13 protein-coding genes are annotated in these 11,567 nt (G+C 40.2%); all 13 read left to right on the top strand.

Translation table 11 applies throughout. The annotated features are described in order from the left end of the window. Window positions 1–634: 634 nt before the first annotated feature. From Q0093_RS07905 to Q0093_RS07845, 13 genes are read left to right on the top strand one after another with little or no spacing between them, the layout of a single operon-like run. The gene (locus tag Q0093_RS07905) at window positions 635–985 is read left to right on the top strand and encodes an NADH-quinone oxidoreductase subunit A (protein ID WP_297303947.1); all 351 of its coding nucleotides are present in this window, start codon (window positions 635–637) and stop codon (window positions 983–985) included. Then, the gene (locus tag Q0093_RS07900; protein WP_009318537.1) at window positions 976–1,563 is read left to right on the top strand and encodes an NADH-quinone oxidoreductase subunit B; all 588 of its coding nucleotides are present in this window, start codon (window positions 976–978) and stop codon (window positions 1,561–1,563) included. Before Q0093_RS07905 ends, Q0093_RS07900 begins: the two co-directional genes overlap by 10 nt. A gap of 19 nt (window positions 1,564–1,582) precedes the next feature. Beyond that, complete coding sequence (locus Q0093_RS07895; RefSeq protein WP_297929513.1) at window positions 1,583–3,211, top strand: NADH-quinone oxidoreductase subunit D; 1,629 nt, start codon at window positions 1,583–1,585, stop codon at window positions 3,209–3,211. A gap of 35 nt (window positions 3,212–3,246) precedes the next feature. Next, window positions 3,247–4,323 (top strand): NADH-quinone oxidoreductase subunit NuoH, encoded by a 1,077-nt coding sequence (gene nuoH / locus Q0093_RS07890; RefSeq protein WP_022601211.1) that lies wholly within the window; start codon window positions 3,247–3,249, stop codon window positions 4,321–4,323. 47 nt (window positions 4,324–4,370) lie between these two features. Further along, window positions 4,371–5,882, top strand: coding sequence for a F0F1 ATP synthase subunit beta (gene atpD / locus Q0093_RS07885; RefSeq protein ID WP_297929510.1), 1,512 nt, complete (start codon window positions 4,371–4,373; stop codon window positions 5,880–5,882). A gap of 8 nt (window positions 5,883–5,890) precedes the next feature. Then, entirely contained in the window at window positions 5,891–6,124 is a 234-nt protein-coding gene (gene atpC / locus Q0093_RS07880) for an ATP synthase F1 subunit epsilon (RefSeq protein WP_297929509.1), read from the top strand. Between the two features lie 44 nt (window positions 6,125–6,168). Beyond that, window positions 6,169–7,215: a F0F1 ATP synthase subunit A gene (gene atpB, locus Q0093_RS07875; RefSeq protein ID WP_297929507.1), complete on the top strand. Its 1,047-nt coding sequence runs from the start codon at window positions 6,169–6,171 to the stop codon at window positions 7,213–7,215. Window positions 7,216–7,257: 42 nt separating this feature from the next. Next, window positions 7,258–7,512 carry an ATP synthase F0 subunit C gene (gene atpE / locus Q0093_RS07870; RefSeq protein WP_009318543.1) on the top strand — a complete coding sequence of 85 codons (255 nt, stop codon included), beginning with the start codon at window positions 7,258–7,260 and terminating at the stop codon, window positions 7,510–7,512. Window positions 7,513–7,518: 6 nt separating this feature from the next. Continuing rightward, window positions 7,519–8,016 carry a F0F1 ATP synthase subunit B gene (gene atpF / locus Q0093_RS07865; protein ID WP_009318544.1) on the top strand — a complete coding sequence of 166 codons (498 nt, stop codon included), beginning with the start codon at window positions 7,519–7,521 and terminating at the stop codon, window positions 8,014–8,016. A gap of 6 nt (window positions 8,017–8,022) precedes the next feature. Continuing rightward, complete coding sequence (locus tag Q0093_RS07860) at window positions 8,023–8,574, top strand: F0F1 ATP synthase subunit delta (protein ID WP_297929505.1); 552 nt, start codon at window positions 8,023–8,025, stop codon at window positions 8,572–8,574. Then, complete coding sequence (atpA, locus tag Q0093_RS07855) at window positions 8,571–10,148, top strand: F0F1 ATP synthase subunit alpha (RefSeq protein WP_297929504.1); 1,578 nt, start codon at window positions 8,571–8,573, stop codon at window positions 10,146–10,148. The genes Q0093_RS07860 and atpA overlap by 4 nt, the downstream gene beginning before the upstream one ends. Before the next feature lie 5 nt (window positions 10,149–10,153). Further along, window positions 10,154–11,038 (top strand): ATP synthase F1 subunit gamma, encoded by an 885-nt coding sequence (gene atpG / locus Q0093_RS07850; RefSeq protein WP_009318547.1) that lies wholly within the window; start codon window positions 10,154–10,156, stop codon window positions 11,036–11,038. A 57-nt stretch (window positions 11,039–11,095) separates the two neighbouring features. Next, window positions 11,096–11,566 carry an NADH-quinone oxidoreductase subunit I gene (locus Q0093_RS07845; protein ID WP_009318548.1) on the top strand — a complete coding sequence of 157 codons (471 nt, stop codon included), beginning with the start codon at window positions 11,096–11,098 and terminating at the stop codon, window positions 11,564–11,566. The last annotated feature ends 1 nt before the right edge of the window (window position 11,567 follow it).

Below are 11,567 nucleotides of genomic sequence, written 5' to 3'. Positions count from 1 at the left end.
TAGAGAGAGAGGGATACGATAAAGGATCGAACCCCTCTCTCTTTTTTTGTTTTGAGTCCCTTCCCCCGCATACATCCCCATTGCTTACCTTATCCGATAAAGATAAAAATAGCATAAAAAACAAAAGTATTTTTTATGCTGACTTATACGACTTGTTTCAAGCCCGATTGAATTTTACTTGTTCTGCTTTTGGGGGAAATTAATGCGAGCTCTTATATCAAAGTGTTATTATAACTCTTTTAACTATGTTAATTGAATCTTTCATACTGTTTCAAAGTGTCAATTTGTTAGCTCCTATTGCTTTTTGTTGAATTATTTTGTTAGTTTTTACGTGTGTCTTATAAAAATGTTCTATAAGTCGCAACAAAATGTCTGATTTGGATTTTTCTCAATCTCTTTAGAAAATTTCCATTTAAATAATTTGCATTGCGATTTTTTATTGTGTTACTTTGAATGCTCATTTGGAGGACCACCTTGATTTGAGGTATTCTATGAGTATTATTTGTACTACGGAATAAGGTTCTATAGGGTATATTTTACGGTATCTGATGCAATTTGCTTAAGATTAGGTATTATACCCGTCTTGTTGTTGTTGAGTGTGGAATAGAGGATAGAATAATAACTAATTAGATATATGAATTTAGCATTATTTGTCGTTGTTTTTATTACCGGGATCACTTTAGTGGCTGCAGCTATGGCCATTGCCGGTTTAATTTCTCCGCGATCATTTAATTCTCAGAAAGGTGAAGCTTATGAATGCGGTATCCCTACTCGGGGAACCTCTTGGATGCAGTTTAAAGCAGGGTATTATCTGTTTGCAATCCTTTTTTTGATGTTTGATGTGGAAACGGTATTTTTGTTTCCTTGGGCAGTAATAGTAAGAGATTTGGGAGTTGCCGGACTAATGAGTGTTTTGTTTTTCTTAGTGATCCTTGCGTTTGGTTTAGCTTATGCCTGGAGGAAAGGAGCTTTGGAATGGAAGTAAAAATAAAATCGATGAAGTATGAAGACTTCAAAGACAATGAGTATATTGAACAATTGGTTAAAAAATTGCATGAAGGCGGTGTCAATGTGGTTGTCGGTAGCCTTGATGAAGCAATTAATTGGGGGCGATCCAATTCGTTATGGCCTCTTACGTTTGCAACCAGCTGTTGCGGGATTGAATTTATGTCGGTCGGGGCAGCCCGTTATGATATGGCCCGTTTCGGTTTCGAGGTAGCTCGAGCAAGTCCTCGTCAGGCCGATTTTATTATGGTTGCCGGAACTATTGTTCACAAAATGGCTCCAGTACTGAAACGTTTGTATGATCAGATGGCAGAGCCGAAATATGTAATTGCTGTCGGTGGTTGTGCTGTTTCGGGAGGTCCTTTTAAAAATTCATATCATGTTTTAAAAGGGGTTGAAGAGATTCTTCCGGTTGATGTTTATATACCCGGTTGTCCTCCTCGTCCTGAGGCTTTGTTATACGGAATGATGCAGTTGCAACGGAAATTGAAAGTTGAGAAATTCTTCGGAGGAGTGAACCGTCAGGAAAAGAAACCGAAAGATTTTGATGAAGAATAATGATAATAGAATTCGATTCATGGGAAATATACAAGAAAAAATAGGCGCTTTTTTACCTGAGGCGATTTTTGAGGAAGGTCAGTACCTTACTGTTTCGGTTCCCGCCGATAAATTGAATGCTCTATGCCGCTTTTTGCATGATGATAAAGATCTGCAGTTTGATAATTTGGTATCTCTAATCGGAATGGATTGGGGAGAGACACTTGGTGTAGTGTATTACTTGAACTCGACGAAATATAATCATTGGGTAATTTTAAAAGTAGAAACCTCTGATAAAGAGAATCCTCTTTTATATACGGTATCCGATATTTGGAAAAATGCCGAATTAAATGAACGTGAGGTTTATGACTTTTTCGGTATTCGTTTTATAAATCATCCGGATATGCGGCATTTGTTTTTGCGTGAAGACTGGATCGGTTTTCCTTTCCGTAAGGATTATGATGCTAATCCGGAGATTAATCCTATCCCTACGGAAAATGAATCATGCAGTGTTGATACAGTTTCTTTGCGGAAAGATGCAGAAGGTCGGATCATAGAGGAGAAGCGGAAAGTTTTTCATGATAATGATTATATAGTGAATATCGGTCCTCAGCATCCTGCGACACATGGTGTATTGCGTTTTCAAACGGCATTGGACGGTGAGACAATTAAAAAAATTGATGTTCATTGTGGATATATTCATCGAGGAATTGAGAAGATGTGGGAAAGTATGACTTATCCGCAAACTCTTCATTTGACAGATCGTCTTGATTATCTCTCGGCTCATAACAATCGTCATGCTCTTTGTATGTGTATCGAGGAGGCTATGCAGTTAGAAGTCCCTCAGCGTGCAATATATATTCGTACAATGATGGATGAACTGATGCGTTTATCTTCTCACTTGTTGTTCTTTGCAACTATGTGCATGGATTTAGGTGCATTGACTGCATTTTTCTATGGGTTTAGAGAACGAGAAAAGATTCTGGATATTTTTGAGGATACATGTGGTGCTCGTATGACGATGAACTATAATGTTATCGGAGGGGTAATAGCAGATATTCATCCTGATTTTCAACGTAAGGTCAAAGAATTTATAAAGGAGATGCCTGCTCGGTTGAAAGAATATCATGAAGTCTTTTCTGGAAATGTGATAGCACAGAACCGTCTGAAAGGAGTAGGTTTCTTGAGTCGGGAAGATGCTATTAATTATGGTGTGACAGGGCCTTCCGGTCGAGGATCGGGATGGGCGTGCGATGTTCGGAAGAGATCACCATACGCTGCTTATGATAAGGTTCAGTTCGATGAAGTTTTATATAATGAAGGAGATTCATACGCTCGTTATATGGTACGTATGAAAGAGATTGAACAGTCCTTATATATATTGGAACAATTGGTAGATAATATTCCGGAAGGTGATTATCTGGCTAAGACAAAACCTATTATTAAAGTTCCGGAAGGTCGTTACTTTAAGGAAGTCGAAGCTGCTCGTGGAGCTTTTGGTATTTACCTTGAAAGTCGTGGTGATAAGTTCCCTTATCGCCTTAAAGTTAATTCTCCGGGATTCAATCTGGTTGGAGCTGTTGATCACATGACTCGCGGGTCTAAAATAGCCGACTTGATTGCTATTGGTGGATCGTTAGATTATGTTGTACCCGATATTGACAGATAAACCGAATTTATAAACTTATATAATTGAAATATATCATGTTCGATTTTTCAGTAGTTACTCATTGGATAGATACACTGTTGCGGCAATGGTTGCCGGAGTGGGGAGCTCTCCTTATTGAATTTGTGCTGGTAGGAGTTGTTTTGCTTTTACTTTACGCGGTTATTGCTCTTGTATTGATTTATGCCGAACGTAAGGTATGTGCATTCTTCCAATGTCGTTTAGGTCCGAATCGGGTAGGGCCTTATGGAATATTCCAGAGTGTAGCCGATATGCTCAAGATTCTTATCAAGGAGTTGATAGAAATTAAACATATAGATAGATTTTTATTCAATCTTGCACCGTTTTTAGTAATTCTTTCTTCTATGCTGGCCTTTGGCTGTATGCCATTCGGCAAAGGATTGATAGCTATTGATTTTAATATTGGTGTATTCTTTATTATGGCAGTCTCTTCGATCGGTGTGTTGGGTATTTTATTGGCCGGCTGGTCTAGTAATAATAAATTTACGCTGATCGGAGCTATGCGAAGCGGAGCTCAGATGATTAGTTATGAGTTGTCTATCGGTCTTTCAATGTTGACTGTCGTTGTGTTTGCCGGCACTATGCAGACATCGGGTATTATTGAAGCTCAAAATAGGGGGTGGTTTTTATTTACAGGACATATTCCCATGTTGGTGGCTTTTATTATTTATCTAATTGCTGGAACGGCTGAAACAAATCGTGGACCGTTTGACTTGCCTGAAGCAGAATCGGAGTTGACGGCAGGTTACCATACCGAATATTCAGGTATTCATTTCGGTTTTTATTATTTGGCCGAATATCTGAATATGTTTATTGTTTCCGGTATTGCCAGTTTATTGTTTTTAGGCGGTTGGATGCCTTTCCATATTGGCGGTTGGGATGCTTTTAACCAGGTTATGGATTATATTCCTTCTGTGATATGGTTCTTTGGAAAAACAGCGGTAGTGATGTTTATTATTATGTGGTTTAAATGGACATTCCCCCGTTTGCGTATTGATCAGTTGCTTCATCTGGAGTGGAAATACCTGGTTCCGATAGGGCTGATTAATCTGTTGGTTATGACTTTAGTTGTCGTATTCGGCTTACATTTTTGATTAAATAACGGTTTGTCGCTATATATAAACAGTTAAAAAGATGAATTATGAGAGATAAATTTGGATATATAACACAGGTTATCGGTCCGGTTGTCGATGTTGCGTTCGAAGGGGAGGATAATGAATTGCCTCCTATTTATTCTGCTTTGAAAATCGAACGTGAAGACTCTACCGATCTTATTGTGGAAGTAGAACAGCATATCGGGGAAAATACCGTTCGCTGCGTAGCTATGGACACTACCGACGGATTAAGACGCGGCATGAAAGTAATTGACTTGCAACGTCCGTTGGCTATGCCTACAGGCTCTCAGATCAAAGGTCGTCTGATGAATGTTATTGGAGAAACGATTGATCATCTTCCGAATCTTGATTATAAAGACGTACAACCAATTCATCGTCCGGCTCCCGCTTTTGAGGATTTGTCTATCAATACAGAATTCCTTTATACAGGAATAAAGGTTATTGATTTGCTTGAACCTTATTCGAAAGGAGGTAAAATCGGATTGTTCGGTGGTGCAGGTGTCGGAAAAACTGTGTTGATCATGGAAATGATCAATAATATAGCAAAGGGTCATAATGGATTTTCTGTTTTTGCCGGTGTCGGAGAACGTACTCGTGAAGGAAACGATTTACTTCGTGAAATGATCGAATCGGGAGTTATTAATTATGGCGACGAATTCAAGACAGAGATGGAAAAAGGAAACTGGGATTTGTCTAAAGTCGATATGGAGAAATTGAATAGTTCTCAGGCTTCTTTGGTCTTTGGACAGATGAATGAACCTCCCGGAGCTCGTTTACGTGTCGCTTTGTCTGGATTGACCGTTGCAGAACAGTTTCGCGATTCGAATGAAGGAGGAAAAGAAATACTTTTCTTCATTGATAATATATTCCGTTTTACACAAGCCGGCTCAGAAGTTTCTGCATTATTGGGACGTATGCCTTCTGCTGTGGGTTATCAGCCGACATTAGCTTCTGAGATGGGTGCTTTGCAAGAACGTATTACTTCGACGAAGACCGGTTCTATAACTTCTGTACAGGCTATATACGTGCCGGCAGATGATTTGACAGACCCTGCTCCGGCGACGACATTCAGCTTCTTGGATGCTACTACGGTGTTAAGTCGTAAGATTACCGAGTTGGGAATTTATCCGGCTGTAGATCCTTTGGAATCTACTTCTCGTATTCTTGATCCGCTGATTATCGGTGAAGATCATTATAATACGGCTCAGGCAGTGAAACAGTTATTGCAACATTATAATGAGTTGCAAGATATTATTGCCATCATGGGTGTGGATGAATTGTCGGATGACGATAAGCTGGTAGTAAATCGTGCTCGTCGTGCGCAGAGATTTTTGTCCCAGCCTTTCCATGTTGCTGAGCAATTTACCGGTATTCCCGGAGTGATGGTTCCTTTAGAGGAGACTATACGTGGATTCAAGATGATTTTGAATGGGGAAATGGATAAGTACCCTGAACAGGCTTTCATGAACGTCGGTACGATTGATGAAGCTATCGCTAAGGGTGAAAAGATGATGAAAGAGGCTAAGGAAAATAAATAAGTGATACTATGAATCTCGAGATTATTTCTTCAGAAGGAATCGTATTTCGAGGAGAGGTGACCAAGGTTACTTTTCCCGGAGAACTAGGATCGTTTACTGTATTGGAGGATCATGCTTCTTTACTCTCGACATTAGTGTCGGGGGTAATTGAATACGAGACTGGTGGAGAATTGAAGACAGTCGATATAGATGGTGGATTTGTAGATGTAAATAATAACCGGATCGCCGTTTGCCTTCGTTAAAGGGAAACAGAGTCTGGCAGGTCTATTGCAAAAGAGAAAAAGAAATGAAGCATACTTTAATATATTGGATGGGATTACTGCTCTTCTTGTTTATGCCTTTCGTGGCATCTGCATCGGAAGAGGAAGAACCGTTCAATGCCAAAGAAACGATCTTTGAGCATTTGCTTGATAATTACGGATGGGAAATCCCTTTCTCTCATAGTCGCATGGCATTGCCGGTGATTGTTCGTGATTATAAGGGTGATTGGTCGATTTTCAACTCTAAACGGTTGGAAGAAGGGAATATTTATAATGGATATTTTATAGCTCAAGACGGAGATTATAAGGGTAAAATCGTAGGACTTGATGCTTCGGGAAAAGAATATCGACCTTTTGATATATCCATTACGAAAAATGTAATGGCGCTTTTTATAACTGCTTTGGTGATGTTTTTATTGTTTTTCCCGTTAGCTCGGTGGTATAAGAAACATCCTTACAAAGCTCCGCGTCGTTGGTTAGGATCGTTAGAATTTGTTGTAGATATGATTTATAAAGATATGATAAAGCCGATTTTAGGGCCGGATGCAAGGCGTTTTGCTCCTTATCTGCTTACTCTCTTTTTCTTTATACTTTGTATCAATATTTTGGGTATGATCGTTATATTCCCGGGAGGTGCAAACTTGTCTGGAAATATTTCAATTACTCTTGTATTGGCGGTTTGTACGTTTTTGGCAGTGAATCTTTTCGGTACAAAACATTATTGGAAAGATCTGTTTTGGCCGGAGGTGCCGATGTGGATGAAATGTCCGGTTCCTTTGATGCCCGTTATCGAGATATTCGGGGTATTTACAAAACCGGTTGCATTGATGATTCGTCTGTTTGCTAATATGCTGGGAGGACATCTTATCGTATTGGTGTTGATTTCTCTTATTTTTATATTCGGAACTATGGGAACTGCAGTTTTGGGAGGAACGACGGTTTTATCAGTTGCTTTTTCCCTTTTCATGAATCTGTTGCATTTCCTTATTTGTTTTATTCAAGCTTATGTTTTCACCATGTTATCTACCATATTTATCAGTTTGGCACGTGTACGAGGTGAAGAAAAACAATAATTACGAAAAAGAATTAATGTATAACTTTAAAATTAAAACGTTATGTTAGGAATGATTTTATTACAAGCAGCTGCCGGTGCAGGTTTAGCAAAAATCGGAGCATGTATAGGTGCTGGTATTGCAGCAATCGGTGCAGGTTTGGGTATTGGTAAGATCGGATCTTCTGCCATGGAGTCTATTGCCCGTCAACCGGAATCATCTAACGATATTCGTGCGAACATGATCGTGATTGCCGCTTTGGTCGAAGGTGTGGCTTTGTTTGCTATTATTGTTTGTTTGTTAGCGATATTTTTATAATAAGCTATGGAACTGTTTAAGCCCGAATTCGGGCTGGTGTTCTGGATGTTTTTTGTATTTGTGGTTCTTTTTGCCATACTTGCAAAATACGCGTGGCCTTATATTATTCGGAGTATTGATGACCGAGCCGATCTCATAGACAAAGGAGTCGAATATGCTCAAGATGCAAAAGCTCAGTTAGAAAAGGCTACGGAGAACGCACAGTCCTTATTGGCAGAAGCTCAACGTCAGCAAATGGATATTATACGAGAAGCGACGCAGATGAAGTCTCAGATTATTGAAGAGGCTAAAAAAGCGGCTTCCGTAGAGGCCAAGAAAGTGATGGATGCTGCTGCCTTGTCGATCGAGCAAGCTCGTAAAGAGTCAGAACAACAGTTCCGTACCGAAGTCAGTGCATTTGCTTTACAAATTGCTGAAAAATTGATGCGGAAAGAGTTGTCGAATGATAAGACTCAGATTGAGATGATCGACAAACTACTGAATGATATTGAGAACAAAAACTAAAAGAACATGGACGAGGGGCTGATTTCACGTAGGTATGCTAAAGCCTTGCTTAAATTTGCACAGGATCGCGGAACTACGGACCAGATATATGAGGAGGTAAAGAAGTTTGAAGAGAACTTTGTCTCGCATCCTGAGTTGCAGAAAGCGTTGTTGAATCCGGTGCTTTCCGCAAAGGATAAAGAGAGTCTCCTTGCTGCTGCCGTCGGTGTGGCTCCGGGAGAAGACTACCTTCGTTTTGTTCGTTTAGTAATCCATAACCGGCGTGAAGCATATATTCGGCCGATTTGCCTGATGTATCAGGAACTTTATCGGGAGTTGAAACAGATAGCTCAGGTTCGTATTATTACGGCAATGGAGTTGAATAAAGAGGCGATCGATAAAATCAAAACGCTGATTCTGCAGAAAGCAGGACATGAGGTCGAATTTATTCATGAAATAGATCCTTCTATTATCGGGGGATTTATCGTGAGGGTCGATTCTATGCAATTAGATGCTTCCGTAAATAAGGAACTTAAATTATTGCGTTTAAAATTACTAAACAGCAAAAAGCAATTATGATAAAACCAAACGAGATATCCGATATTTTGAAACAACAACTTGAAGAAGTCGATACTAAAATCGATTTTGAAGAGGTTGGTACTGTACTTGAAGTGGGTGATGGTGTTGCCCATGTGTTCGGGTTGGATAATGTTCGTTCCAGCGAGTTGATCGAGTTTGAAAACGGTGTACGCGGAGTGGCGATGAACCTTGAAGAAAGCAATGTAGGGGTGATCCTTATGGGTGCTGCAGATAAGGTAAAAGAGAACATGACGGTGCGTCGTACGGGCGAGATCGCTTCTATACCTGTAGGAGAAGGTTTGTTGGGACGTGTAATTAATACGTTGGGTGAGCCGATTGATGGAGCCGGTCCCATTGAAGGAGAAACAGTTTTGTTACCTCTTGACCGTAAAGCTCCGGGTGTAATTTTCCGTCAGCCGGTGAATCAACCGTTGCAGACGGGAATAAAAGCTGTCGATTCTATGGTGCCTATCGGACGTGGTCAACGAGAGCTGATTATCGGTGACCGCCAAACCGGAAAGACTTCGATCGCAGTAGATACTATTTTGAATCAACGGGATAATTTCCTTGCTGGTGATCCGGTATATTGTATTTATGTAGCTATCGGGCAAAAAGCATCTTCTGTTGCGACATTGGTAAATACGTTGCGGGAACATGGGGCGTTGGAATATACGATTGTGCTTGCAGCCAATGCATCCGATTCGGCTTCGATGAGGTATTATGCACCGTTTGCAGGCGCGGCTATCGGAGAGTTTTTTAGGGATAGTGGTCGCCACGCCTTAGTTGTTTATGACGATTTGTCGAAACAGGCAGTTGCTTATCGTGAAATATCTTTGATCTTGCGTCGTCCTTCGGGTCGTGAGGCTTATCCGGGTGATATATTTTATTTGCATTCTCGTTTATTGGAACGTGCAGCGAAGATTATCGCGAATGATGAGGTGGCAGAAACAATGAATGATTTACCTGCAGTTCTTAAGCCGATGGTAAAAGGAGGTGGTTCTTTGACTGCTTTACCTATTATCGAGACTCAAGCCGGAGATGTTTCTGCTTATATTCCTACGAATGTAATTTCTATTACCGATGGACAGATATTCCTTGAAACAGGATTATTTAACCAAGGAATGAGACCTGCTATCAATGTAGGTATTTCTGTATCTCGTGTGGGTGGAAATGCCCAAGTGAAAGCGATGAAGAAAGTGGCTGGAACGTTGAAAATCGACCAAGCTCAATATCGGGAGTTGGAATCGTTCTCTAAATTCGGGGGAGATCTTGATCCTGTTACAGAAATGGTGATCGACAAAGGTCGTAAAAATAGTATGATCCTTGTTCAGCCTCAATATTCGCCGATGCGAGTAGAAGATGAAATTGCCGTAATTTATTGCGGAACGAAAGGATTACTCCGGAATGTTCCTTTGGATAAAGTTGCGGAATTTGAGAAAGTATTTTTACAGATATTGAAAACGAAATATAAGACAGAAGTTCTGGACGAACTTCGTGCAGGTAAGTTGACTGAAGAAATGGAAAAAATTCTTCAGGATGTTGCTGCTGATGTCGCAAACCGATTTAAGGCTTAGAAGTTATGTCAACGATGCGCGAATTGAAGGGAAGAATCGGGTCTGTCCAGTCTTCCCAAAAGATTACCAGTGCTATGAAGATGATTTCTTCGGCAAAGTTGCGGAAAGCAGAAATTGCTTTGAAGCATGTCGTGCCGTTTAGAGATCAGATACAGAGTACGATTAATAATTTGCTGGGGGCCGATAGTGACTATCAATCGCCGTTGACCGAACAACGTCCCGTTCAGCGGGTCGCTTTTGTCATTTTCGGTTCTGATGAAGGGCTTTGCGGGGCATTTAATGTGCAGCTTTACAAATCTCTTATCGATTCTATAGATATATTACGTGAATCGTCAGATTCCACGATAGAGGTAACGGTATATCCGATCGGGAAAAAAGTCAAGTCTTTAGTTGCAAAAACTCCGGGAATACAGGTACGTCCGGTAGAGTATCTTTCTTCTAAGAGTACTCCTGATACCTTAAAACGGTTTTCCGATGAATTGACGGAGGCTTTTCTTGCCCACGAGTTTGATCGGATAGAAGTTGTATATGCATATTATAAAAGTGTTGCTTCTCAGGTGATGAAAACACGTCTTCTTTTACCGATAAGTACAGAAGAGTTTTTGTCTGATGCTAAAGCGCATAGGAATACGCCTTATATTTATGAACCTGACCGTTCTACGATATTTGAGCTTGTACTTCCGCTTTTTGTGCGTTCGACTTTGCAAGAGGCTTGTTATCAGAGTCGGACTTCGGAACAGGGGGCTCGTATTATGGCAATGCAAATGGCGAGTGATAATGCCAAGAATCTGTTAGAGGATTTACAACTTGAGTATAATAAATTGCGTCAGCAGGGAATCACAACCGAATTGCTCGATATTTTGGGTGGAACAGTCAAAGACACAGAATAAGTAACACACAAATAAAAGAAAAATAAGATTCAAAAATATAGTTGCGAAAACGTAGAAATGGAAAGTTTTAAAAATTACATCACTTCTTTCTGGAAAGGCTTGTGGAGCTTATTGGTCGGGATGAAAGTAACGGGAAAGGAATTTGTAACCCCGAAAGTGACCGAACAATATCCTGAGAACAGAAAGACTTTAAAGATCGCTGATCGTTTCAGGGGAACATTGACATTGATTGAGGATGAGAACGGGCATAACAAATGTATTGCCTGCGGTATCTGTCAAATGAATTGTCCGAATGGAACTATCAAGGTCCTTTCTTCTAAGATTACAACGGAAGACGGAAAAACGAAACGAGTGTTAGATAAATATATGTATGATTTGGGTAGTTGTACTTTCTGCCAATTATGTGTAATAACTTGTCCTCACGATGCATTGGAGTTTGTTCCGGATTTTGAACATGCTGTCTTTACCCGTGAAAAATTGGTAAAACAACTTAATCATACTACAGAAGCAACTGTAGAAAACAAATAAT

The organism is uncultured Coprobacter sp. (assembly GCF_947855755.1).
Lineage (GTDB): Bacteria > Bacteroidota > Bacteroidia > Bacteroidales > Coprobacteraceae > Coprobacter.
This window is presented reverse-complemented; position numbering and strand designations above follow the sequence as displayed.

Coding starts and splice junctions, on each gene's coding strand:
- nuoH (WP_022601211.1), top strand. CDS start 3,247: ATGTTCGATTTTTCAGTAGTTACTCATTGGATAGATACACTGTTGCGG.
- Q0093_RS07905 (WP_297303947.1), top strand. CDS start 635: ATGAATTTAGCATTATTTGTCGTTGTTTTTATTACCGGGATCACTTTA.
- Q0093_RS07900 (WP_009318537.1), top strand. CDS start 976: ATGGAAGTAAAAATAAAATCGATGAAGTATGAAGACTTCAAAGACAAT.
- atpC (WP_297929509.1), top strand. CDS start 5,891: ATGAATCTCGAGATTATTTCTTCAGAAGGAATCGTATTTCGAGGAGAG.
- Q0093_RS07845 (WP_009318548.1), top strand. CDS start 11,096: ATGGAAAGTTTTAAAAATTACATCACTTCTTTCTGGAAAGGCTTGTGG.
- atpG (WP_009318547.1), top strand. CDS start 10,154: ATGTCAACGATGCGCGAATTGAAGGGAAGAATCGGGTCTGTCCAGTCT.
- Q0093_RS07860 (WP_297929505.1), top strand. CDS start 8,023: ATGGACGAGGGGCTGATTTCACGTAGGTATGCTAAAGCCTTGCTTAAA.
- atpA (WP_297929504.1), top strand. CDS start 8,571: ATGATAAAACCAAACGAGATATCCGATATTTTGAAACAACAACTTGAA.
- atpB (WP_297929507.1), top strand. CDS start 6,169: ATGAAGCATACTTTAATATATTGGATGGGATTACTGCTCTTCTTGTTT.
- atpD (WP_297929510.1), top strand. CDS start 4,371: ATGAGAGATAAATTTGGATATATAACACAGGTTATCGGTCCGGTTGTC.
- atpE (WP_009318543.1), top strand. CDS start 7,258: ATGTTAGGAATGATTTTATTACAAGCAGCTGCCGGTGCAGGTTTAGCA.
- Q0093_RS07895 (WP_297929513.1), top strand. CDS start 1,583: ATGGGAAATATACAAGAAAAAATAGGCGCTTTTTTACCTGAGGCGATT.
- atpF (WP_009318544.1), top strand. CDS start 7,519: ATGGAACTGTTTAAGCCCGAATTCGGGCTGGTGTTCTGGATGTTTTTT.